The sequence below is a fragment of the Pseudomonas sp. PS02290 genome (assembly GCF_029960075.1).
In the GTDB taxonomy this organism is placed as follows: Bacteria; Pseudomonadota; Gammaproteobacteria; order Pseudomonadales; family Pseudomonadaceae; genus Aquipseudomonas.
The window spans coordinates 56,449-79,402 of record NZ_JASCOY010000017.1 but is presented as its reverse complement, the minus strand read 5'-3'; the positions used below and the strand labels follow the sequence as shown (position 1 = coordinate 79,402).

The following is a 22,954-nucleotide window of genomic DNA, read 5'->3' as shown; positions in this document are numbered from 1 at the left end:
GCTGAAGTGCGTGCACTGGGCGGCGATCCAGAAGACTCCTCCAGCATTGCTGGCGGCGCACACCGTCTTTGGGTCAACCTGAAAAGCGCTTTGAGTGGCAAGAACGACGAAGCAGTCCTGAATGAAGTCGAAAGCGGTGAAGATCACGCGCTGAAGGCTTACAAAAAGGCCGCCCAGGAAGCGACTGAGAAGAACCTCCCAGTCAACGTCACTACCCTGATCCAGCGTCAGCTGCAGGGCGTGCAAGCGAACCACGACAAGGTCAAAGCCCTGCGTGACACCGTTCGTGCTGCCAACAAGTAATTTTTAGCCGCTCGAAAAAACGCCAGCCAGTCTGGCGTTTTTTTATGCCTGCAGTTCGGTGGAGGGCGCGACATAAGGTTCGAATTCCACGCAATTCCTGCCATTTTTCTTGGCGCGGTATAGGGCCCGGTCCGCGGCCTGAAACAGCAGCTCGGGCACGTCATGGTTTACCGGCAGATGCGTGGCGACACCGATGCTGACAGTGATGGGCGCTGTGTCGTCAGCGAACGCCGGCAGCGCTTCAATCGCCAGGCGCAGCTTGTCTGCAATGACACAGGCACCTGCCTTGTCGGTTTCCGGAAGCACCACCATGAATTCCTCACCGCCGTAACGCGCGGCCAGGTCACCGGGCCTGCGGATACTGGCGGCCAGTGTCTGGGCAACGCTGCGCAAGGCGACGTCGCCGCCATGATGCCCGTGCCGGTCATTGAACGCCTTGAAGTGGTCCACGTCGATCATCAGCAACGCCAAGGGCCTTCCCGAACGCATCCCGCGAGCCCACTCCTGCTTGAGCACTTGGTCCAGCCTGCGCCGATTGGCCAGACCGGTCAGCCCGTCCGTTGACGCCAGCGCGGCCAGCTCGCGTTCGGCGTTCTGGCGCAGGCGCAGCTGGCGGCCCAATAGCCACGACAGCCAGAGAATCCCGATGCACAGCAAACCGGTGGCGCCCGCCACCAGCAACGCGTTGCGTTTCCACAAGGCGTAGACATCGTCCCGCGATTGAGCGACCACGACGATCAACGGCAAATCTCCAACCCGTGAGAAGGTGTAAAGCCGCTGTGCGCCGTCGAGCTCGGACACCGCCGCAAAGCTGCCGTTTACCTCTCTGAGAATGCGTTTGAAGTTGGGCCGCATGCTGAAGTTCTGGCCGATGAAGGTCCGGTTGTTGTCATCGGGTTGCCGGGCCAGCATCACGCCATCCGCGCTGAGCAGGTTGACGGTGCTCGTGGGGCCGATGTCCAGGGTGCGAAACAGTTGATCGAAGTACGACAGGCGCATTGATGCACTGGCAATGCCGACGAACTGGCCGTTGTCGGAGGGGAGGCGGCGACTGAAACTGATGCACAGGTCGTTGAAGCCCCAGCGTGACAGGAAGGGCCCGTCGACCACCAGCGCCAGCGAACCGCTGTCCCGGTGTTTCTGAAAGCCCGGCCGGTCGGAAAAGTTGTCCAGCCGAGGCGTCAGCGAGGTGGAGTCGGCGACGATGCGCCCGGTTTCATCCAGCAGCACCACATCGCCCTTAAAGGGCGCCGCCGTGGCCCGGTCGAAGAGCACCAGTTGCCGTAACTCCGGCGAGATCGTCATCACGTCGGGTCGTCGCCATGCAGTGATCAGGCCCTGAAGTGAGGTGTCGTACAGCTCGGCGTTACGCTGCACATCTGCGTCGATCAACTGCACCACGTTGTTTGCGGAGCGCACGGCGGCTTCGTTGGCCGTGCCCAGCTCCCGAAACAGCAACGAAGTCACGATGGCTAAGATGGCTGCCACCGCCAGGGTGCTCCCCAGCATCAGCATCTTCTCGGACCTTGATCTGACCCCTCGCGCTAATGGAGGCATGGCTGTCAGTGGCATCGCTCATCTCTGACGGTAATGGACGCGTCGGGCAGCGGTAAGGCTTATTCGCCTTCGTCGAACTTGTTATTGATCAGTTCGACCAGTCCTGCCAGCGCGGCATCGGCTTCTTCACCTTCGGTGGCCAAGTGAATCAGGGTGCCCTTGCCGGCCGCGAGCATCATGACGGCCATGATGCTTTTGCCGTCGACCATGGTCTCCGGCGTGCGACCTACCCTGATCTGGCAAGGGTACTTGCCGGCGACGCCCACGAATTTGGCGGCGGCCCGGGCGTGCAGACCCAGCTTGTTGATGATGGTGATTTCTAGAGCGGGCATCGCGATGGAGGTCCTTTCAGCTTAGGTCGCGGTGGCGGACCTGAACATTCTTGAGCGATTGCTGCAGCACCTGACCCAGACGTTCGGTCAGGTAGACGGAGCGGTGGTGCCCGCCGGTGCAGCCAATGGCAATAGTGACGTAGGCGCGGTTGCTGGCGGCGAAGCGCGGCAACCACTTATTGAGGTACGAAAAGATGTCCTGGAACATTTCTTCGACGTCCGGTTGAGCCGCGAGGTAATCGGCAACCGGCTTGTCGAGGCCGGACTGCTCGCGCAGCTCGGGCTTCCAGTACGGGTTCGGCAGGCAGCGCACGTCGAACACCAGATCGGCGTCCACGGGCATGCCGCGCTTGAAGCCGAAGGATTCGATGAGGAAGGCAGTGCCCGGCTCGGGTTTGTTCAGCAGGCGCAGTTTGAGAATGTCGCGCAGCTGGTAGAGATTCAGGTGCGTGGTGTCGACCGTCAGATCAGCCAGGTCGATGATCGGACCGAGCAGGGTTTTTTCGTCACGAATCGCTTCGGCCAGCGAGCGGGTTGCCGTGCTCAGCGGGTGACGACGGCGGGTCTCTGAAAAGCGCTTTAGCAGGGTGGCTTCATCGGCGTCGAGAAACAGCACGTCGCACTGGATGTGCCGGGCCCGAACTTCGGCGAGCATGCGCGGGAATCGCGTCAGGTGACTGGGCAGATTGCGCGCGTCGATCGAGACCGCCAGCAGGGGCTCAGCCAGTTCGGTGTTGATCAGCGCGCGCTCCGCCAGCTCTGGAAGCAGGCCGGCGGGCAGATTGTCGACGCAGTAGAAACCGCTGTCTTCAAGGACATCGAGGGCCGTGCTCTTGCCGGAGCCGGAGCGGCCGCTGACGATGATCATCCGCATGATCAGTGACCGTTCTGGACGTCGAGCACGACGCTGTAGAGCTCTTCGTCGGTTTTGGCACCGCGCAGGCGCTTACGCACATCATCACGGTCGAGCATGCTGGCGATCTGGCGCAGCAATTCAAGGTGAGCATCGGTGGCCGCTTCCGGGACCAGCAACACAAACAGCAGGTCAACCGGTGCGCCGTCGATGGCGTCGAAATCGATGGGTTTTTCCAGATGCAGTACGGCGCTGACAGGCGTTGAGCAGCCCTTCAGGCGGCAGTGGGGAATGGCAATGCCATTACCGAATCCGGTGGAGCCGAGCTTTTCACGGGCAATGAGGCTGTCAAACACGACCTGCTCATCCAGATCAGGCACTTGCGTGCCGATCATTTTGGCGATGTTCTGGAGTACGGCTTTTTTGCTGCCGCCTGGCACGTTCACGAGTGAACGGCCAGGGGTCAGGATATTTTCAAGTCGGATCATGGGTGGGGAGTGTCAGCGAGCAGTCGCGCCTTGCAGCAGACTTTGCTGTTTTTCCTTATGTTTTTTGAGTTGGCGGTCAAGCTTGTCGGCAAGCAGGTCAATGGCTGCGTACATGTCGTCGTGTTCGGCGTTGGCAACCACTTCAGCGCCAGGAACGTGCAAGGTGGCTTCGATTTTCTGCTTGAGCTTCTCGACCTCCATGGTGACCTGCACATTCGTGATCTTGTCAAAGTGGCGTTCCAATCGGGCGAGTTTCTCGCCGATGTAGGTACGCAGAGGTTCAGTCACTTCCAGCTGGTGTCCACTGATGTTGACTTGCATACAGCTTCTCCTTCGTTGCCAGTGCATTAAGAGGCAGGCGTAATGCCTGCCACTGGAACGCTTTGACGTGTGACCTTTACATCAGTCGCTTGCGTTCGCTGGACGGCGAGATCCCAAGGGATTCGCGGTACTTGGCGACTGTGCGACGGGCCACTTGAATGCCTTGTGCTTCCAGTAAACCAGCGATCTTGCTGTCACTCAACGGCTTTTTCTGATTTTCCGCAGCGACCAGTTTTTTGATGATCGCGCGAATCGCCGTGGACGAGCATTCGCCGCCTTCGGAGGTGCTGACGTGGCTGGAAAAGAAATATTTGAGTTCGTAGATCCCGCGCGGGGTGTGCATGAACTTCTGCGTGGTCACCCGGGAGATCGTCGATTCGTGCATGCCGACCGCTTCCGCGATGTCATGCAGAACGAGGGGCTTCATGGCTTCGTCACCGTACTCAAGGAAGCCTCGCTGGTGTTCGACGATTTGCGTGGCCACCTTCATCAGCGTCTCGTTGCGGCTCTGCAGGCTCTTGATGAACCAGCGAGCTTCCTGCAGCTGATTGCGCATGAACGTGTTGTCGGCACTGGTATCGGCGCGACGCACAAAACCTGCGTACTGCGGATTGACCCGCAGGCGCGGCACGGATTCCTGGTTCAGCTCCACCAGCCAGCGCTCGTTGTCCTTGCGCACGATGACGTCAGGCACGACGTATTCGGCTTCGCTGGACTCGATCTGCGAGCCGGGGCGCGGATTGAGGCTCTGGACCAGTTCGATGACCTGACGCAGGTCGTCTTCCTTGAGCTTCATGCGGCGCATCAGTTGCGCGTAGTCGCGGCTGCCGAGCAGATCGATGTAGTCACTGACCAGCTTCTGCGCTTCCGCCAGCCACTTGGTTTTGGCGGGCAGCTGGCGAAGCTGCAGCAGCAGGCATTCACTCAGGTTGCGAGCGCCGATGCCGGCAGGCTCGAACTGCTGAATGCGGTGCAGAACGGCTTCGATTTCGTCCAGCTCGATATCGAGCTCAGGGTCGAAGGCGTCGAGCATTTCTTCGAGTGTTTCGTCGAGGTAGCCCTGATTGTTGATGCAGTCGATCAGCGTCACGGCGATCAGGCGATCGGTGTCCGACATTGGCGCCAGGTTGAGTTGCCACAGCAGGTGGCTTTGCAGGCTCTCGCCAACGGAGGTGCGGGTGGTGAAATCCCACTCGTCATCGTCGTTGCTGGGCAGGCTGCTGGCACTGGTCTGATAGACGTCTTCCCACGCGGTGTCGACGGGCAGCTCGTTGGGAATGCGCTCGTTCCAGTCGCCGTCCTCCAGATTGTCGACGGTAGGCGCCGATTCCTGGTAGGTGGGTCCCTGAACATCAGCGTTGGGCTTTTGCTCTACGTTATCCGCCAAGGGGTCGGCGTTGTCGAAATCGTCGCCTTCCTCCTGCCGTTCCAGCATCGGGTTCGACTCCAGCGCCTCCTGAATCTCCTGTTGGAGATCCAGCGTCGACAACTGAAGCAATCGGATTGCCTGTTGCAGCTGAGGTGTCATCGTCAGCTGCTGGCCCATTCTCAAGACTAGCGAAGGTTTCATGGCAGGGCTTAACACCTTATTCGCCGGCGCACTGCGCGCCATTTACTAGCAGGGCGCCGAGGGCGCCAACTTAAGCAAATTATATGCCTGAAGCTGGAGGGTTTGCCTAGAGTGTGATGACAATTAAAAAACGAGGTTGGCGATGGCGCACATTGCGGGAGCCGCACAACCTCATGTCATCACTGCGGTTACAGGCGGAACTCGTGACCCAGATACACTTCCTTGACCAACTGGTTGGCCAGGATGGATTCGGCGTCGCCTTCGGCAATCAGCTGTCCATCGTTGACGATGTAAGCGGTTTCGCAGATATCCAGCGTCTCACGCACGTTGTGGTCGGTGATCAGCACGCCGATCCCTTTGGCCTTGAGGTGGTGAATGATCTGCTTGATGTCGCCCACGGAAATAGGGTCAACACCGGCGAAGGGTTCGTCGAGGAGAATGAATTTCGGCGAAGTGGCGAGGGCGCGTGCGATTTCCACACGGCGACGTTCACCGCCCGACAGGCTCATGCCCAGGTTGTCGCGAATGTGGGTGATGTGGAATTCCTGCAGCAGGCTTTCCAGCTCCTTGCGGCGGGCAGCGCGATCGAGCTCCTTGCGGGTCTCCAGGATCGCCATGATGTTGTCCGAGACGGAGAGCTTGCGGAAGATCGACGCTTCTTGTGGCAGGTAGCCAATACCGGCGCGTGCACGGCCGTGCATCGGCTGATGGCTGACGTCCTGGTCGTCGATCAGGACGCGACCCTGATCCGCTTGAACCAGGCCGACGATCATGTAGAAACAGGTGGTCTTGCCGGCGCCGTTGGGGCCAAGCAGGCCGACGATCTGGCCGCTCTCGATGGACAGGCTGACGTCACGTACGACCTGGCGGCTTTTATAGGCCTTGGCCAGGTGCTGGGCTTTCAGCGTCGCCATTACTGGGCCTTCTGCTGGTCGGTTTTCTTTTTCGGCTGGATGACCATGTCGATACGAGGGCGTGGTGCGGTGACCTTGGTGCCATTGGCACGACCGGCGTTCACGACCTGCTTGACGGTGTCATAGACGATTTTCTCGCCTTCGGACGTGTTGCCGTCGTTGACCACTTTGGCCTTGTCGATCAGCACGATGCGGTTCTGGGCCGCGAAGTACTGAATAGTGACGCCCCAGGCCTGAACGATCGGCTTGTCCACCGATGGCTTCTGCTCGTAGTAGGCCAGGTTGCCCACGGACGTGAACACGTCCACGTCGCCTTGCGGTGTACGGGTGATGGTCACGGTGTTGCCGGTGATCTTCATCGTGCCCTGGGTGATGATGACATTGCCTTTGTAGGTGGCGATGCCTTGCTTGTCGTCCAGCTGCGCGTCATCCGACTGGATGTGGATGGGTTGATCGCGATCCGTCGGCAGAGACCAGGCGCTCGCGCTTCCCAGTGCTGCGCCCAGGCCGAGCAAAAAAGGAAGGGTTTTAACGAGCCTCATACTGTCCTCTTACGTTGGATAGCAGGTTCATCCTGCTTTCTTTCAGATACGCTTTCATACCCGTGCCGGTCGTTACACCGCCAAGGCCGTCGATTCTAACGGGTTGGGCAGTCTCCGCATATTGCTTCTGCGGGAATACAGTCATGCGGCTGCTGGTGATGATGGTGGTGCGGTCTTTTTCGTCGGTGCGGTTGATGCGCACCGAGTCGATCAGCTCGACGTGATCGCCCCCCGGCGACACTTCGGCGCGAACGCTCTGTACGTGCCACGGGAAGGTAGAACCTCGATACATCTGCAGCACCGGCGTGGTCATCAGGGTGACGTCGGTGGCTTTCAAGTGCTCGACCTTGTCCGCGGTCATGTCGTACTGCATGGTCCCGTCGGGCAGGTACTGAATACTGTGGGCGTTGGTCGCGTAGTAATCGACAGCGCTTTCATCGACGGCAGCCTTGGGTTGATCGAGAAAGCTTTCCGGACTGATGTTCCAGTAGCCGACCGCTGCCAGCAGCAGTGCCAGCACACCGAACAGCAGAAACGTTCGAAACTTTTTGCTCAGCATAAATGCACTTCTATAGGTAGGCGGCGTGAGCCGCTTCGAGGTTGCCCTGAGCCTTCAGGATCAACTCGCAGAATTCGCGGGCAGCGCCTTCGCCGCCACGTGCCTGGGTAATGCCGTCGGCATGCTCGCGGACAAAGCTGGCGGCATTGGCAACAGCCATGCCCAGGCCCACCCGGCGAATGACCGGCAGATCAGGCAAATCGTCGCCCAGATACGCGACCTGCTCGTAGCTTAGATTCAGTTGCTGCAAAAGCTCGTCGAGGACCACGAGTTTGTCTTCGCGGCCCTGATAAAGGTGCGCGATGCCGAGGTTCTTCGCGCGCCGCTCAACCACGGGGGTCTTGCGTCCGCTGATGATGGCAGTCGTCACACCCGAGTTGATGAGCATCTTGATGCCCTGGCCGTCGAGGGTGTTGAAGGTCTTGAATTCACTGCCGTCTTCGAGGAAATACAGGCGTCCGTCGGTGAGTACGCCATCGACGTCGAAGATCGCCAGTTTGATGTTCTTGCCGCGTTGCATCAGGTCATTCATATCGGCGCTCATTTACATGACTCCTGCGCGGAGCAGGTCTTGAAGATTGAACGCGCCAACCGGGCGATCGTTCTCGTCGACCACGATGAGTGCGCCGATCTTGTTGTCTTCCATGATTTTCAAGGCTTCGGCCGCGAGCATTTCCGGGCGCACGGTCTTGCCGTGGACGGTCATGACTTCATCGATGGTCGCCTGGCGTATGTCGATCGGGCGATCCAGGGTGCGACGCAGGTCGCCGTCCGTGAAGATACCGGCAAGCCGGCCGTCGCTCTCGAGGATGGCGGTCATGCCAAGCCCCTTGCGGGTCATTTCCATCAGCGAATCGCGAAGCGGCGTGCCGCGCGCAACCTGCGGCAGGTTGGCGCCAGTGTGCATGACATGCTCGACCTTCAGCAGCAGCCGACGACCCAGCGCACCGCCCGGATGGGAAAACGCGAAGTCTTCGGCGGTGAAGCCTCTGGCGTCCAGCAGCGCAACGGCCAGGGCGTCGCCCATGACCAGCGCCGCGGTGGTGGAGGAGGTGGGCGCCAGATTCAACGGGCAGGCTTCTTTTTCGACCCGCGCATTGAGGTTGACGTCAGCGGCCTTGGCCAGTGTTGATTCCGGGTTGCCAGTGAGGCTGATCATCTTGATGCCCAGCCGCTTGATCAGCGGCAGCAACGTGACGATTTCGGCCGTGGTGCCCGAATTGGACAGGGCCAGAATAATATCGGCGCTGGTGATCATGCCCATGTCGCCGTGGCTGGCCTCGGCGGGGTGCACGAAAAAGGACGGGGTGCCGGTGCTGGCCAGCGTAGCGGCGATCTTCTTGCCGATATGCCCCGACTTGCCCATGCCTACCACGACCACGCGGCCCTGACTGCCCAGAATCATGTCGCACGCGTTGACGAAATCGGCATCTATATGCGCAAGCAAACCTTCCACGGCTTCTATTTCAAGGCGGATGGTGCTCTGTGCCGATTCAATCAGGTTGCGCGCATTGGACATATCGGAAGGGGTCGCATGGTGAAAGGCCGGGGATTATAGCGGCAATGTTCAAAAGCCTCACGCTTCATCGTTGCTGTTTGTTTAATGAACGGAGACGTCCTTCAGCAACAGCGTGATAAAGGCTGGCGGTGGGTACGAAAATTCCACACCGTCCTTAATACCCTTCTTTGTTTGCGACTCGACACGTTGGAGCTTGGGCGGCGTGCGACAGCGGTGGTATAGTCCGCCGCTTGTTCGGCCCCTCCAAAAGTGTGTCGTTCGTCAAGAACGCGGCATCTGAGAGACAGGTTGCATCGCAAGGAGTTTAGATGAGTGCCGATAACGCCTACGCGGTCGAGCTGAAGGGCGTTTCCTTCAAGCGCGGTGCGCGCAGCATCTTCAATAATGTGGACATCCGCATCCCCCGGGGCAAAGTCACCGGCATCATGGGGCCGTCGGGCAGTGGCAAAACCACTCTGCTGCGATTGATGGGAGCACAACTGCGTCCGAGCGCAGGTGAAGTCTGGGTCAATGGCCAGAATTTGCCGAGACTCTCGCGCAGCGATCTTTTCGATGCGCGCAAGCAGATGGGCGTGCTCTTTCAGAGCGGCGCGCTGTTCACCGATCTCGACGTTTTCGAAAACGTGGCGTTCCCGCTGCGGGTTCACACCAAGCTGCCTGAAGACATGATCCGCGACATCGTCCTGCTGAAACTGCAGGCGGTCGGACTTCGTGGCGCAGTCGATCTGATGCCCGACGAACTCTCAGGTGGCATGAAGCGCCGTGTTGCGCTGGCGCGCGCCATCGCGCTGGATCCCCAGATCCTCATGTATGACGAACCCTTCGTGGGGCAGGACCCTATCGCCATGGGCGTACTGGTTCGGCTCATCCGGCTGCTCAATGATGCGCTGGGTATCACCAGTATCGTGGTGTCCCACGACCTCGCCGAGACCGCCAGCATCGCCGACTATTTATATGTCGTCGGTGACGGTCAGGTGCTGGGGCAGGGCACGCCGCAGGAACTGATGGAGTCGGATAACCCTCGTATACGTCAGTTCATGACGGGCGATCCCGACGGGCCGGTGCCTTTCCATTATCCGGCGCCGGATTATCGCGACGATCTTTTGGGGAAGCGCTGATGCGCAGAAAGTCTTTAATGGATCGCGTACGCCTGATGGGGCGTTCGACGATCGATATGGTTGCAGTGCTGGGTCGTTCAGGGATTTTTCTGGTTCATGCGTTGCTTGGGCGCGGCGGCATCGGCGGCGGTTTTCAGCTGCTGGTTCGTCAGTTGCACTCGGTGGGCGTCATGTCTCTGGCCATCATCGTCGTGTCCGGGGTGTTCATCGGCATGGTGCTGGCGCTGCAAGGTTTCAGCATTCTCGCCAAGTACGGCTCCGAGCAGGCTGTGGGGCAGATGGTTGCCCTGACGTTGCTGCGTGAACTCGGTCCGGTGGTCACTGCTCTATTGTTCGCCGGTCGTGCAGGCTCTGCGCTTACCGCTGAAATCGGCAACATGAAATCCACCGAGCAGCTGTCCAGTCTCGAAATGATTGGTGTTGACCCGCTCAAGTACATCGTTGCACCGCGTCTGTGGGCAGGCTTCATCTCGCTGCCAGTGCTGGCGCTGATTTTCAGCGTGGTCGGCATCTGGGGTGGTTCGTGGGTGGCGGTCGACTGGCTGGGCGTCTATGAAGGCTCCTTCTGGGCCAACATGCAGAACAGCGTTTCGTTTTCCGATGATGTACTCAACGGTGTCATCAAGAGCGTCGTGTTCGCTTTTGTCGTCACCTGGATTGCCGTGTTCCAGGGCTATGACTGCGAGCCCACGTCCGAAGGGATCAGTCGCGCCACGACCAAGACCGTGGTCTACGCCTCATTGGCCGTACTGGGCCTGGACTTTATTATGACCGCCTTGATGTTTGGAGACTTCTGATGCAAAACCGCACCCTCGAAACCGGTGTAGGCCTGTTTCTGCTGGCCGGGATCCTGGCTTTGCTCCTGCTCGCCCTGCGCGTCAGCGGTCTGAGCGCCAGCGCCAACACCGACACTTATAAACTTTACGCAAATTTCGACAATATCGCCGGTTTGACTGTCAGAGCGAAAGTGACCATGGCCGGTGTGAACATTGGCAAGGTCACTGCAATCGATCTGGATCACGATACCTTCACGGGGCGTGTGACGATGGAAGTGAACAAGCGGGTCAACAACCTGCCTTCGGATTCCACCGCTTCCATTCTGACCGCAGGCCTGCTGGGTGAAAAATACATCGGCATCAGTGTCGGTGGCGATGACCAACTGTTGAAAGACGGCGGCGTCATCCATGACACCCAGTCCTCGTTGGTACTCGAAGACCTGATCGGTAAATTCCTGCTCAATTCAGTGGGCAAAGACGCCAAATGAGGAGTTTTTTCATGATCTCGATTCTGCGCCGTGGCCTTCTGGTGCTACTGGCCGCCCTGCCTTTGTTTGCTAACGCAGCCGCGTCCGATTCCGCTCACGATCTGGTTGATCGCACCACCAAGCAATTGCTGGCTGACCTGTCCGCCAACAAGGAAACCTACAAGTCCAATCCGCAAGCCTTCTACGATGCACTTAACGGCATCGTTGGCCCGGTTATCGACGCTGACGGCATCTCCAAAAGCATCATGACCGTGAAGTATTCGCGCAACGCCACCCCGGCGCAGATGCAGCGCTTCCAGGAAAACTTCAAGCGCAGCCTGATCCAGTTCTATGGCAACGCGCTGCTCGAGTACAACAACCAGGGCATCACCGTTTCCCCGGCCAAGCAGGAAGCGGCCGATCGCACGTCCGTCGACATGTCGGTCAAGGGCAACAACGGCGCGGTCTACCCTGTTTCCTACACCCTCGTCAAAATCGGCGGTGAGTGGAAAGTGCGTAACGTGATCATCAACGGCATCAACATCGGCAAGCTGTTCCGCGATCAGTTCGCTGACGCCATGCAGCGCAACGGTAACAACCTGGACAAAACCATCGACGGTTGGGCTGGCGAAGTCGCCAAGGCCAAGCAGACCTCGGAAAGCTCCAGCGACAAGGTCGTCAAATGAGTCAAGCGTCCGTAACTGCCGCTGGCGGCGGAGAGCTGATGCTCTCCGGCGTGATCGACTATCGGACCGGCCCGGCTTTGCGTGAGCAGGGCGCGGCGCTGATCAAGTCAAATACCGCTGCAGCCCTGACGCTCGATTGCTCCGGCGTCGAAAAGTCCAGCAGTGTCGGCCTGGCTTTGCTCCTTGCGTTCATGCGTGATGCGCAGGCCGCAGGCAAGTCAGTCACCGTCCGCGCGTTGCCTGAAGACATGCAGGAAATCGCCCAGGTCTCCGGCCTGACCGAGCTGTTGCAGCATCATTAATTGCTTTCATCGATCAAGCCCCTCGTCCGGCCCCTGCAAAGTAGGGTTCGCAACGAGAGGGCTTTTTTGTATGATGGCCGACCCGCGCGCGTAGGGCGCCGATTGAGGTTAAGCATGCAGGCCGTAGAAGTTAAAAGCTTCCTGGAAGCTAAGTTGCCAGATATCCAGGTCGAAGTTGAAGGCGAAGGCTGTAATTTCCAGCTGAACGTGATCAGCGACGAACTGGCCGCACTGAGCCCGGTCAAGCGCCAGCAGCAGATTTACACGCATTTGAACCCATGGATCGCCGATGGCAGCATCCACGCGGTCACCATGAAATTTTTCAGCCGCGCTGCGTGGGCCGAGCGCACCTGAGCCAACACGGCGTCGAGATTCCAATGGACAAACTGATTATTACTGGCGGCATTCGTCTTGATGGCGAAATCCGCATCTCCGGGGCGAAAAACTCTGCCCTGCCGATTCTCGCAGCCACGCTGCTGGCTGATGGTCCTGTGACCGTCGCCAACCTGCCGCACCTGCACGACATCACCACCATGATCGAGCTGTTCGGTCGCATGGGCATCGAGCCGATCATCGACGAGAAGCTCAGCGTCGAAATCGACCCGCGCACCATCAAGACCCTGGTCGCTCCGTACGAGCTGGTGAAAACCATGCGTGCGTCGATCCTCGTTCTGGGGCCAATGGTTGCCCGCTTCGGTGAAGCCGAAGTGGCACTGCCTGGCGGTTGCGCCATTGGTTCGCGTCCGGTCGATCTGCACATCCGTGGTCTTGAAGCCATGGGCGCGGTCATCGACGTCGAAGGCGGTTACATCAAGGCCAAGGCGCCGGAAGGCGGGCTGCGTGGCGCCAACTTCTTCTTCGATACCGTCAGCGTGACGGGCACCGAGAACATCATGATGGCCGCTGCCCTGGCAAACGGCCGCAGCGTCCTGCAAAACGCCGCGCGTGAGCCTGAAGTCGTCGACCTGGCGAACTTCATCAACGCCATGGGCGGTAAAGTCTCTGGCGCCGGTACCGACACCATCACCATTGATGGCGTCAAACGCCTGGGTTCGGCGACCTATCGGGTCATGCCCGACCGTATCGAAACCGGCACCTACCTGGTGGCGGCGGCGGCAACCGGCGGCCGTGTGAAACTCAAGGACACCGATCCGACGATTCTCGAAGCGGTACTCGAGAAGCTGCGTGAATCCGGCGCCGAGATCACCACCGGCAAGGACTGGATCGAGCTGAACATGCACGGCAAGCGTCCGAAAGCGGTCAACGTGCGCACTGCACCGTATCCAGCTTTCCCGACCGACATGCAGGCGCAGTTCATCTCGCTCAACGCCATCGCCGAAGGCACGGGTGCGGTCATCGAGACGATCTTCGAAAACCGCTTCATGCATGTGTATGAAATGCACCGCATGGGCGCGCAGATCCAGGTCGAAGGCAACACCGCGATCGTCACCGGCTGCACCAAGCTCAAGGGCGCGCCAGTGATGGCGACCGACCTGCGTGCTTCGGCGAGCCTGGTCATTTCGGCACTGGTGGCCGAAGGCGACACGCTGATCGACCGCATTTACCACATCGACCGTGGTTATGAGTGCATCGAAGAAAAACTGCAGATGCTGGGCGCGAAGATCCGTCGCGTTCCGGGCTAGTCAGCAGCTGCGCGTTCGCCCGTGTCGATCTGATCGACGCGGGCGACGTGTCTGGCCATAGCGCCAGGATTTTCTGATTCGTTCCACTCTGGCTTCTTGAGCCGGAGGCAGTCGGGCGCCAGTTGCGACCCGGCACGCGCTGCTGATAAGGACTGACGTTTCCCATGTTGACCATCGCATTGTCCAAGGGCCGCATCCTCGACGACACCTTGCCGCTGCTCGCTGCGGCGGGCATTGTGCCGACCGAGAATCCGGACAAGAGCCGCAAGCTGATCATCCCGACGACCCAGGCCGACGTGCGCCTGCTGATCGTGCGTGCCACTGACGTGCCGACCTACGTTGAGCACGGTGCTGCAGATCTCGGCGTCGCGGGCAAGGACGTGCTGATGGAATACGGCGGCCAAGGGCTGTATGAGCCGCTCGACCTGCAAATCGCCCAGTGCAAGCTGATGACTGCAGGTGCAGTCGGGGCCGTCGAACCCAAGGGTCGGCTGCGTGTGGCGACCAAGTTCGTCAATGTTGCCAAGCGCTACTACGCCGAACAGGGCCGTCAGGTCGACATCATCAAGCTGTACGGTTCCATGGAACTCGCGCCGCTGGTAGGCCTGGCGGACAAGATCATCGACGTCGTCGACACCGGCAACACGCTGCGTGCCAACGGCCTAGAACCTCAGGACATGATTGCCCACATCAGCTCACGGCTGGTGGTGAACAAGGCATCCATGAAAATGCAACACGCTCGCATTCAGTCGCTGATCGACACCCTGCGCACTGCCGTGGAGTCGCGACACCGCGGTTGACTGCATCGCGTGACCCTCATCAGGATCACGCCCAGCTATCCGTGTCATAGCCAAATTTCTCAGGTGCCCGCGCGGATGGCTTGCTAGCTTAGGCATCTGCCTATACGCGGCATCTGAGAAATCGCCATTCATTGAGGCCCACGCTATGACCACTCCCAACGCTATTCGCCGACTCAACGCTGCCGATCCGGACTTCGCCCGTCATCTGGATCATCTGCTGAGCTGGGAAAGTGTGTCTGACGACTCGGTCAATGAGCGTGTGCTCGACATCATCAAGAACGTGCGCGAGCGCGGCGATGCGGCGCTGGTGGAATACACCCGTCGCTTCGACGGCCTGGACGTTGCGTCGATGGCCGACCTGATTCTGCCGCGCGAGCGTCTTGAGCTGGCACTGACCCGCATCACGCCGGCCCAGCGTCGGGCCCTCGAAAAAGCGGCTGACCGTGTGCGCAGTTACCACGAGCGGCAGAAGCAGGATTCCTGGAGCTACACCGAGGCCGACGGCACCGTGCTGGGCCAGAAGGTCACGCCGCTGGATCGCGCCGGGCTGTACGTGCCGGGCGGTAAAGCGTCTTACCCGTCTTCGGTGTTGATGAACGCCATCCCGGCCAAGGTCGCCGGCGTAGGCGAGGTGGTCATGGTCGTGCCGACCCCGCGCGGTGAGCTCAACGAGCTGGTACTGGCGGCGGCTTGCATCGCTGGCGTCGATCGCGTGTTCACCATCGGCGGCGCCCAGGCGGTTGCAGCGCTGGCGTATGGCACCGAAAGCGTCCCGCAGGTGGACAAAGTCGTCGGCCCGGGCAACATTTATGTGGCCACCGCCAAGCGTCACGTGTTCGGCCAGGTGGGCATCGACATGATCGCCGGCCCGTCGGAGATTCTGGTGGTGTGCGACGGCCAGACCGACCCCGACTGGATCGCCATGGACCTGTTCTCCCAGGCCGAGCACGATGAAGATGCCCAGGCGATTCTGGTCAGTCCGGATGCCGAGTTCCTTGATCGCGTCGCCGCCAGCATCGCCAAACTGATGCCGACGATGGAGCGTGCGGAAATCATCCAGACCTCGATCAATGGCCGCGGCGCCTTGATCAAGGTAGCCGACATGACCCAGGCCATTGAAGTCGCCAACCGGATTGCGCCGGAGCACCTGGAGTTGTCGGTGGCTGATCCTGAGGCCTGGCTGCCGCAGATTCGCCACGCCGGCGCGATCTTCATGGGCCGCCACACGTCCGAAGCGCTGGGCGACTACTGCGCCGGTCCCAACCACGTGCTGCCTACGTCGGGCACCGCACGGTTCTCGTCGCCGTTGGGCGTGTACGATTTCCAGAAACGCTCATCGATCATTTTCTGCTCGGAGCAGGGCGCGTCCGAACTGGGCAAAACGGCCTCGGTGCTGGCACGCGGCGAGTCATTGACCGCCCACGCCCGCAGCGCCGAATACCGCATCGTCGACACCGAACAAGAGGGCAACTGAGCATGAGCAAATTCTGGAGTCCCTTCGTCAACGACCTGGTGCCGTATGTGCCGGGCGAGCAGCCCAAGCTGACCAAACTGGTGAAGCTCAACACCAACGAAAACCCCTATGGCCCGTCGCCTAAAGCGATCGACGCCATGCGTGCTGCGGTCAGTGACGACCTGCGCCTGTATCCCGATCCCAACAGTGACGTGCTGAAGCAAGCCGTAGCGCGTTACTACGGCGTCGACGCCAATCGCGTGTTTCTCGGCAACGGCTCGGACGAGGTGCTGGCTCACGCCTATAACGCCTTTTTCCGGCAAGACAAACCGCTGTTGTTCCCGGACATCAGTTACAGCTTCTATCCGGTGTACTGCGGCCTGTATGGCGTCGACTACGAAGCCGTGCCGCTGGACGAGCAGTTTCAGATTCGCGTCGAAGATTACGCGCGTCCCAATGGCGGCATCATTTTCCCGAACCCGAATGCACCCACGGGCTGTCTGTTGGCCCTTGATGCCGTCGAGCAGATACTCAAGAACAGCCCGGATTCAGTGGTGATCGTCGACGAGGCGTATATCGACTTCGGTGGCGAAACCGCGATCAGTCTGGTGGACCGCTATCCGAACCTGCTGGTCACTCAAACGCTGTCCAAATCGCGCTCCCTCGCCGGGTTGCGAGTGGGCCTCGCGGTGGGGCATCCGGACCTGATTGAAGCGCTGGAGCGGGTCAAGAACAGCTTTAACTCGTATCCCCTGGACCGCATGGCAATCGTCGGCGCAGCAGCGGCATTCGATGACCGTGAGTATTTCGAGCACACCTGCCAGCGCGTCATTGCCAGCCGTGAAGCGCTTGTCGAGCAGCTGGAAGGCAAGGGCTTCGAAGTGCTGCCCTCGGCCGCGAACTTCATCTTCGCCCGCCACCCCCAGCACGACGCTGCGGCTCTGGCGGCGAAGGTGCGGGAGCAGGGCGTGATCGTCCGCCACTTCAAACAGGCGCGCATCGCGCAATTCCTGCGCATCACCATCGGCACGCCCGAACAGAATCAGGCGCTGGTGGATGCGTTGGGGGACTTGTCGAACTGAGTTGACGGTTGCCTAACGGCAACCGATCAATTCTCCGCCGCAGGCGCCGTTGTCTGCGGTGGACGCACGCCCACTTCGGCGGTCAGTTTCAATTCCTTGCCGTTGCGCATGACCTGAATGGCAATCTTGTCAGTGGGTTTGGTGCGGGCCACCTGATTCATTGAGCGACGGCCGTCGCCCGCCGGCTCGCCGTTGATGCTCAAGATCACATCACCCAGTTGCAAGCCTGCCTTCTGCGCCGGGCCGTCGCGGAAAATCCCGGCGACCACGATGCCCGGACGATCCTTCAGCCCGAACGATTCCGACAACTCCTGAGTCAGCGGCTGTACCTCGATGCCCAACCAGCCGCGAATCACTTGGCCGTGTTCGATGATCGACTTCATCACCTCCAGGGCCAGCTTGGTCGGAATTGCAAAACCGATTCCCTGCGAGCCACCGGATTTGGAGAAGATCGCCGTGTTGATCCCGGTCAGGTTGCCGTTGGCGTCCACCAGCGCGCCGCCCGAGTTGCCGGGGTTGATCGCCGCGTCGGTCTGAATGAAGTCTTCGTAGGTGTTGAGGCCCAGTTGGTTTCGGCCGGTGGCACTGATGATGCCCATGGTCACGGTCTGGCCAACGCCGAACGGGTTACCGATGGCCAGGGCAACGTCGCCGATGCGGATAGCGTCGGAACGGCCAAGGGTAATGGAGGGCAGGTTCTTGAGGTCGATCTTCAGCACCGCAAGGTCGGTCTCGGGGTCGCTGCCGACGACTTTGGCTATCGTCTCGCGGCCGTCTTTAAGCGCGACGACAATCTGGTCGGCGCCGGAGGTCACGTGGTTGTTGGTCAACAGGTAGCCTTCCGGGCTCATGATCACCGCCGAACCCAGGCTCGACTGCATGCGCTTTTGTTTGGGCAGGTTGTCGCCGAAGAAACGACGAAATTGCGGGTCGTCGAACAGCGGATGGTTGGATTTGTTGTTGTTATTGACCATCTTGGTCGTGTACAGATTGGCCACGGCCGGGGCGGCGTTGCTGACAGCGTCCGCGTACGAGACCGGCCCCTGTTGCACGAAGGTCTGTTGCGGCGCTTGCTGCAGGTTCACGTCCTGGCTTGGCAGCCCAACCCATTGGGGATAGCGCTGGATAATCAATAAAGCGATAAGCACACCAGCGAGCAAGGGCCAGCCGAGAAAACGCAGCGCTTTGAACATTGAGCGGAGTCCTGAAGGTAGAAGCGCCTAGCTGCGCCATAATGGCCGGCATTATACGAGGACCGACACGGTCTGGACTGCATATTTAGGAGACTTTTATGGCGGTTGCCTTGAGCACCCTGGTGGAAGAAGCGGACCGCTATCTCGGTAGCGCACGCATTCAGGATTATTGCCCCAACGGCTTGCAGGTCGAGGGCCGGCCGCAGGTCAGCCGAATCGTCTCCGGTGTCACCGCGAGTCAGGCGTTGCTGGACGCAGCCGTGGAGGCCAATGCGGATCTGGTGCTGGTGCATCACGGCTATTTCTGGAAAGGCGAGAATCCCTGCATCACCGGCATGAAGCAGCGTCGGCTGAAGACGCTGCTCAAACACGACATCAGCCTGCTGTCCTATCACCTGCCTCTCGATTTGCATGCTGAGGTAGGCAATAACGTTCAACTCGCCCAGCAACTGGAGATCACCGTCGAAGGCCCGCTGGACCCGGACAACCCGCGCATCGTCGGGCTGGTGGGCTCACTCAGCGAGGCCATGACCCCACGGGATTTCGCCCACCGCGTCCAAACCGCTCTGGGGCGCGAGCCGCTGTTGATCGAAGGCGACGGCATGATACGCCGGGTCGGCTGGTGCACCGGAGGCGGGCAGGGCTACATCGATCAAGCCGTGCTGGCCGGCGTGGACCTGTATTTGAGCGGTGAAGCGTCCGAGCAGACCTTTCACAGCGCCCGGGAAAACGGCATCAGCTTCATTGCCGCCGGCCATCACGCCACCGAGCGTTATGGTGTGCAGGCCCTGGGTGATTATCTGGCGCGGCGCTTTGCTCTGGAGCATCTGTTCATCGACTGTCCGAACCCGATTTAAAGCGTCTGAGGGTCCAAAGCATGAGGTATATGGTTAGATCGTTTCGATCTATCCCCGCCGCTGAATAGAATCAGGCCCCATGATAAAGTGCCTCGCTCGATAGAGCCCGCAGGCTCTCCATACACGTACGTTATCCCGTGAGTAACCATGGTCGACAAACTGACGCATCTGAAACAGCTGGAGGCGGAAAGCATCCACATCATCCGCGAGGTCGCTGCCGAGTTCGATAACCCGGTGATGCTGTACTCCGTCGGTAAAGACTCTGCCGTGATGCTGCATCTGGCGCGCAAGGCCTTCTTCCCGGGCAAGCTGCCGTTCCCGGTGATGCACGTCGACACCCGCTGGAAATTCCAGGAGATGTACCGCTTCCGCGACAAGATGGTCGAGGAAATGGGCCTGGACCTGATCGTGCACGTGAACCCGGACGGCGTCGCGCAGGGTATCAACCCGCTGACCCACGGCAGCTCGAAGCACACCGATATCATGAAAACCCAGGGCCTCAAGCAGGCCCTCGACAAGCACGGTTTCGATGCCGCGTTTGGCGGCGCCCGTCGTGACGAAGAGAAATCCCGCGCCAAAGAGCGTGTGTATTCCTTCCGTGACACCAAGCACCGCTGGGACCCGAAAAACCAGCGTCCCGAGCTGTGGAACGTGTACAACGGCAACGTCAACAAAGGCGAGTCGATCCGCGTGTTCCCGCTCTCCAACTGGACCGAGCTGGACATCTGGCAGTACATCTACCTCGAAGGTATCCCGATCGTCCCGCTGTATTTCGCCGCCGAGCGCGAAGTCATCGAGATGAACGGCACCTGGATCATGATCGATGACGACCGCCTGCGTAATCACCTGTCCGACGAGGACAAGAAGCGCATCGTCAAGAAGAAGGTCCGCTTCCGCACACTGGGCGACTACCCGTTGACGGGCGCTGTCGAGTCCGAGGCCACCAGCCTTACCGACATCATTCAGGAAATGCTCCTGACGCGAACTTCCGAGCGCCAGGGCCGGGTCATCGACCACGATGGCGCAGGCTCGATGGAAGAAAAGAAACGTCAGGGTTATTTCTAATTAGGGTGTCTGAACATGTCGCATCAATCTGAATTGATCAGCGAGGACATCCTCGCCTATCTGGGCCAGCACGAACGCAAGGAAATGCTGCGTTTCCTGACCTGTGGCAACGTCGACGACGGCAAGAGCACGTTGATCGGGCGGCTGCTGCACGATTCCAAGATGATCTACGAAGATCACCTGGAAGCCATCACCCGTGATTCAAAAAAATCCGGCACCACCGGCGACGAAGTCGATCTGGCGCTGCTGGTTGACGGCCTGCAGGCCGAGCGGGAGCAGGGCATCACCATCGATGTCGCTTACCGCTACTTCTCCACCGCCAAGCGCAAATTCATCATCGCCGACACCCCCGGCCATGAGCAGTACACCCGCAACATGGCCACCGGTGCGTCTACCTGTGACCTGGCGATCATTCTGGTCGACGCCCGCTACGGCGTGCAGACCCAGACCAAACGCCACAGCTACATCGCCTCGTTGCTGGGCATCAAGCACATCGTGGTCGCCATCAACAAGATGGACCTCAACGGCTTCGACGAGAACATCTTTGAGCAGATCAAGGCCGATTACCTGGCGTTCGCCGACCGCATTGCGCTGAAGCCGACCACGATGGAATTCGTGCCGATGTCAGCCCTCAAGGGCGACAACGTGGTCAACCGGAGCGAGCGTTCGCCGTGGTACACCGGCAAGTCGCTGATGGAAATTCTCGAAACCGTCGAGATCGCCAACGACCGCAATTTCACCGACCTGCGTTTCCCGGTGCAGTACGTCAACCGTCCGAACCTGAACTTCCGCGGTTTCGCCGGCACCCTGGCGAGCGGCATCGTGCACAAGGGCGACGAAGTCGTTGTGCTGCCGTCCGGCAAGAGCAGCCGCGTGAAATCCATCGTCACTTTCGAAGGCGAGCTGGAGCATGCGGGGCCGGGTCAGGCAGTGACGCTGACCATGGAAGACGAGATCGACATCTCCCGTGGCGACCTGTTGGTGCATGCCGACAACGTCCCGCAAGTGGCCGACGCCTTCGACGCCATGCTGGTGTGGATGGCCGAAGAGCCGATGCTGCCGGGCAAGAAATACGACATCAAGCGCGCCACGTCCTACGTACCGGGTTCGATTGCCAGCATCACCCATCGTGTGGACGTGAACACGCTGGAAGAAGGCCCTGCCAGCTCGCTGCAGCTGAATGAAATCGGCCGCGTGAAGATCGCACTGGACGCGCCGATCGCCCTCGACGGCTACGACAGCAACCGCACGACGGGCGCGTTCATCGTCATCGACCGTTTGACCAACGGGACTGTTGCGGCCGGCATGATCATCGCCAAACCCGTGGTTGCGGGTGGCGGGAGTCATCACGGCGCGCTGGCCCATGTGTCGGCAGAAGAGCGCGCTCAGCGCTTCGGCCAGAAGCCGGCGACCGTGCTGTTCAGCGGTTTGTCGGGTGCGGGCAAGAGCACGCTGGCGTATGCCGTGGAGCGCAAGCTGTTCGACATGGGCCGTGCGGTGTTCGTCCTTGATGGCCAGAACCTGCGTCACGACCTCAACAAGGGCTTGCCGCAGGATCGCGCCGGTCGCACCGAGAACTGGCGTCGTGCCGCCCACGTTGCGCGTCAGTTCAACGAAGCGGGCCTGCTGACCCTCGCAGCGTTCGTCGCGCCGGACGCGGGCGGTCGGCAGAATGCCAAGGCGCTGATCGGCGATGATCGACTGATCACCGTGTACGTTCAGGCGTCGCCGCAGGCCTGTCGTGAGCGTGATCCGCAAGGGCTCTACGCCGCCGACAAGGACAACATCCCGGGTGAATCCTTCCCGTATGACGTCCCGCTGGACGCCGACCTGGTCATCGACACGCAGTCGCTGAACGTCGAAGAAAGCGTCAAGCAGGTGCTGGACCTGCTGCGGACCCGCGGCGTGATCTAAGCGCCGGTCGCCGAACAAGAAACCCGCCAGTGATGGCGGGTTTTTTGTTTCTCTTGCCATTGCGGATCGGGATCAATCCGCCGCCCACAAAAAAGCCCGCCCCTGATCACCCCAGGGGCGGGCTTTTTGCGAAACGTGTGTTCTTACTTCTTCAAACCGTAATGCTCATCCAGCATGCCGGGGGAGTCTGGCGACTTGGGCGCGTAGTCCTTCGGTGGTTCAGCAGCCGTGCGCGGCGGCGTCAGGCGATCGCGGTGCGGATGGAGCGCCTCCGGATGCAGCGCGGCCAGCAGGCGTTGACGGGTGATGTCGTCGGTCGCCAGGCGGTTAGCGCCTTCGGCCAGATGCTCCTGAACATCGTGGTAGCTCTGCGACAGCTTCTGCACCAGATTGGCGGTGCTGTTGAAGTGAGTGATCACTTCGTTCTGATAGGTATCGAAACGCTCCTGAACGTCATCCAGCTGGCGCTGAGTCCCGTTAGGCACGGCATTGGGCAGCGCGCGCGCCACGAAGAAACCGATGATCACACCGACCACCAGGGCGATGGTCGGCAGCAACCAAACTAAGAGCGAGTAATCCACGAGTCCTTCCTCTATAAACGGCTTTGCTTTACGTTAACGGCTCGAACCTGCGCTGTATA

The 22,954-nt window shown here is 60.2% G+C and carries 27 protein-coding genes; 14 read left to right on the top strand and 13 right to left on the bottom strand.

The window, feature by feature from the left end:
* The coding region (locus tag QMX88_RS10885; RefSeq protein ID WP_282369043.1) for a PA2169 family four-helix-bundle protein at nt 1–303 on the top strand (303 nt) is incomplete at its 5' end.
* Nucleotides 304–345: 42 nt separating this feature from the next.
* Here QMX88_RS10885 and QMX88_RS10880 read toward each other — a convergent pair.
* The 11 genes from QMX88_RS10880 to QMX88_RS10830 form a co-directional block, all read right to left on the bottom strand.
* Nucleotides 346–1,875: a sensor domain-containing diguanylate cyclase gene (locus tag QMX88_RS10880; protein WP_282369041.1), complete on the bottom strand. Its 1,530-nt coding sequence runs from the start codon at nt 1,873–1,875 to the stop codon at nt 346–348.
* A 44-nt stretch (nt 1,876–1,919) separates the two neighbouring features.
* Nucleotides 1,920–2,192: an HPr family phosphocarrier protein gene (locus QMX88_RS10875; RefSeq protein WP_065992070.1), complete on the bottom strand. Its 273-nt coding sequence runs from the start codon at nt 2,190–2,192 to the stop codon at nt 1,920–1,922.
* Nucleotides 2,193–2,208: 16 nt separating this feature from the next.
* A complete protein-coding gene (gene rapZ / locus QMX88_RS10870) occupies nt 2,209–3,066 on the bottom strand; it encodes an RNase adapter RapZ (protein WP_192171789.1) in 858 nt (285 codons plus the stop codon).
* A gap of 2 nt (nt 3,067–3,068) precedes the next feature.
* A complete protein-coding gene (gene ptsN / locus QMX88_RS10865) occupies nt 3,069–3,533 on the bottom strand; it encodes a PTS IIA-like nitrogen regulatory protein PtsN (protein WP_192171788.1) in 465 nt (154 codons plus the stop codon).
* Between the two features lie 12 nt (nt 3,534–3,545).
* A complete protein-coding gene (gene hpf, locus QMX88_RS10860; RefSeq protein ID WP_037014798.1) occupies nt 3,546–3,854 on the bottom strand; it encodes a ribosome hibernation-promoting factor, HPF/YfiA family in 309 nt (102 codons plus the stop codon).
* Between the two features lie 76 nt (nt 3,855–3,930).
* A complete protein-coding gene (locus QMX88_RS10855; protein WP_282369021.1) occupies nt 3,931–5,424 on the bottom strand; it encodes an RNA polymerase factor sigma-54 in 1,494 nt (497 codons plus the stop codon).
* A 188-nt stretch (nt 5,425–5,612) separates the two neighbouring features.
* Nucleotides 5,613–6,338, bottom strand: coding sequence for an LPS export ABC transporter ATP-binding protein (gene lptB, locus QMX88_RS10850; protein WP_074884367.1), 726 nt, complete (start codon nt 6,336–6,338; stop codon nt 5,613–5,615).
* Entirely contained in the window at nt 6,338–6,880 is a 543-nt protein-coding gene (gene lptA / locus QMX88_RS10845) for a lipopolysaccharide transport periplasmic protein LptA (protein ID WP_037014791.1), read from the bottom strand. The genes lptB and lptA overlap by 1 nt, the downstream gene beginning before the upstream one ends.
* On the bottom strand, nt 6,867–7,439 hold the full coding sequence (gene lptC / locus QMX88_RS10840) for an LPS export ABC transporter periplasmic protein LptC (RefSeq protein ID WP_192171786.1): 573 nt from the start codon (nt 7,437–7,439) through the stop codon (nt 6,867–6,869). Before lptC ends, lptA begins: the two co-directional genes overlap by 14 nt.
* Nucleotides 7,440–7,449: 10 nt before the next feature.
* Nucleotides 7,450–7,983, bottom strand: a complete 534-nt coding sequence (gene kdsC / locus QMX88_RS10835; RefSeq protein ID WP_065992081.1) for a 3-deoxy-manno-octulosonate-8-phosphatase KdsC — start codon at nt 7,981–7,983, stop codon at nt 7,450–7,452.
* Complete coding sequence (locus QMX88_RS10830) at nt 7,984–8,958, bottom strand: KpsF/GutQ family sugar-phosphate isomerase (RefSeq protein WP_282369013.1); 975 nt, start codon at nt 8,956–8,958, stop codon at nt 7,984–7,986.
* A 308-nt stretch (nt 8,959–9,266) separates the two neighbouring features.
* On the opposite strand from QMX88_RS10830, the gene QMX88_RS10825 reads away from it, so the two are divergent.
* From QMX88_RS10825 to hisC, 10 genes are all read left to right on the top strand, one after another.
* Nucleotides 9,267–10,076 (top strand): ATP-binding cassette domain-containing protein, encoded by an 810-nt coding sequence (locus tag QMX88_RS10825; protein WP_282369011.1) that lies wholly within the window; start codon nt 9,267–9,269, stop codon nt 10,074–10,076.
* Nucleotides 10,076–10,873 carry a lipid asymmetry maintenance ABC transporter permease subunit MlaE gene (mlaE, locus tag QMX88_RS10820; RefSeq protein ID WP_192171784.1) on the top strand — a complete coding sequence of 266 codons (798 nt, stop codon included), beginning with the start codon at nt 10,076–10,078 and terminating at the stop codon, nt 10,871–10,873. Before QMX88_RS10825 ends, mlaE begins: the two co-directional genes overlap by 1 nt.
* Nucleotides 10,873–11,340, top strand: a complete 468-nt coding sequence (gene mlaD / locus QMX88_RS10815; protein ID WP_192171783.1) for an outer membrane lipid asymmetry maintenance protein MlaD — start codon at nt 10,873–10,875, stop codon at nt 11,338–11,340. The genes mlaE and mlaD overlap by 1 nt, the downstream gene beginning before the upstream one ends.
* 11 nt (nt 11,341–11,351) lie before the next feature.
* Nucleotides 11,352–12,005, top strand: coding sequence for an MlaC/ttg2D family ABC transporter substrate-binding protein (locus tag QMX88_RS10810; protein ID WP_282369007.1), 654 nt, complete (start codon nt 11,352–11,354; stop codon nt 12,003–12,005).
* Nucleotides 12,002–12,307 carry an STAS domain-containing protein gene (locus QMX88_RS10805; protein ID WP_282369005.1) on the top strand — a complete coding sequence of 102 codons (306 nt, stop codon included), beginning with the start codon at nt 12,002–12,004 and terminating at the stop codon, nt 12,305–12,307. The genes QMX88_RS10810 and QMX88_RS10805 overlap by 4 nt, the downstream gene beginning before the upstream one ends.
* Nucleotides 12,308–12,421: 114 nt before the next feature.
* On the top strand, nt 12,422–12,661 hold the full coding sequence (locus QMX88_RS10800; protein WP_065992095.1) for a BolA family protein: 240 nt from the start codon (nt 12,422–12,424) through the stop codon (nt 12,659–12,661).
* A gap of 23 nt (nt 12,662–12,684) precedes the next feature.
* Entirely contained in the window at nt 12,685–13,950 is a 1,266-nt protein-coding gene (murA, locus tag QMX88_RS10795) for a UDP-N-acetylglucosamine 1-carboxyvinyltransferase (RefSeq protein WP_122536135.1), read from the top strand.
* Nucleotides 13,951–14,114: 164 nt separating this feature from the next.
* The gene (gene hisG / locus QMX88_RS10790; protein WP_065992096.1) at nt 14,115–14,750 is read left to right on the top strand and encodes an ATP phosphoribosyltransferase; all 636 of its coding nucleotides are present in this window, start codon (nt 14,115–14,117) and stop codon (nt 14,748–14,750) included.
* A gap of 145 nt (nt 14,751–14,895) precedes the next feature.
* Nucleotides 14,896–16,224, top strand: a complete 1,329-nt coding sequence (gene hisD / locus QMX88_RS10785) for a histidinol dehydrogenase (protein WP_282368997.1) — start codon at nt 14,896–14,898, stop codon at nt 16,222–16,224.
* Nucleotides 16,225–16,226: 2 nt separating this feature from the next.
* The gene (gene hisC, locus QMX88_RS10780) at nt 16,227–17,285 is read left to right on the top strand and encodes a histidinol-phosphate transaminase (protein ID WP_282368994.1); all 1,059 of its coding nucleotides are present in this window, start codon (nt 16,227–16,229) and stop codon (nt 17,283–17,285) included.
* Nucleotides 17,286–17,311: 26 nt separating this feature from the next.
* Here the strand turns inward: hisC and algW are convergent, their stop codons facing one another.
* Nucleotides 17,312–18,478: a Do family serine endopeptidase AlgW gene (gene algW / locus QMX88_RS10775; protein ID WP_282368992.1), complete on the bottom strand. Its 1,167-nt coding sequence runs from the start codon at nt 18,476–18,478 to the stop codon at nt 17,312–17,314.
* A gap of 98 nt (nt 18,479–18,576) precedes the next feature.
* Here algW and QMX88_RS10770 point away from each other — a divergent pair, with 98 nt between their 5' ends.
* From QMX88_RS10770 to cysN, 3 genes are all read left to right on the top strand, one after another.
* Nucleotides 18,577–19,335 carry a Nif3-like dinuclear metal center hexameric protein gene (locus tag QMX88_RS10770; protein ID WP_192171776.1) on the top strand — a complete coding sequence of 253 codons (759 nt, stop codon included), beginning with the start codon at nt 18,577–18,579 and terminating at the stop codon, nt 19,333–19,335.
* A gap of 147 nt (nt 19,336–19,482) precedes the next feature.
* The gene (cysD, locus tag QMX88_RS10765; RefSeq protein WP_065992104.1) at nt 19,483–20,400 is read left to right on the top strand and encodes a sulfate adenylyltransferase subunit CysD; all 918 of its coding nucleotides are present in this window, start codon (nt 19,483–19,485) and stop codon (nt 20,398–20,400) included.
* 15 nt (nt 20,401–20,415) lie between these two features.
* Nucleotides 20,416–22,314: a sulfate adenylyltransferase subunit CysN gene (gene cysN, locus QMX88_RS10760; protein ID WP_282368989.1), complete on the top strand. Its 1,899-nt coding sequence runs from the start codon at nt 20,416–20,418 to the stop codon at nt 22,312–22,314.
* A 143-nt stretch (nt 22,315–22,457) separates the two neighbouring features.
* Here cysN and QMX88_RS10755 read toward each other — a convergent pair whose 3' ends face one another.
* Nucleotides 22,458–22,895, bottom strand: coding sequence for a YhcB family protein (locus tag QMX88_RS10755; protein ID WP_133772171.1), 438 nt, complete (start codon nt 22,893–22,895; stop codon nt 22,458–22,460).
* Nucleotides 22,896–22,954 lie beyond the last annotated feature (59 nt).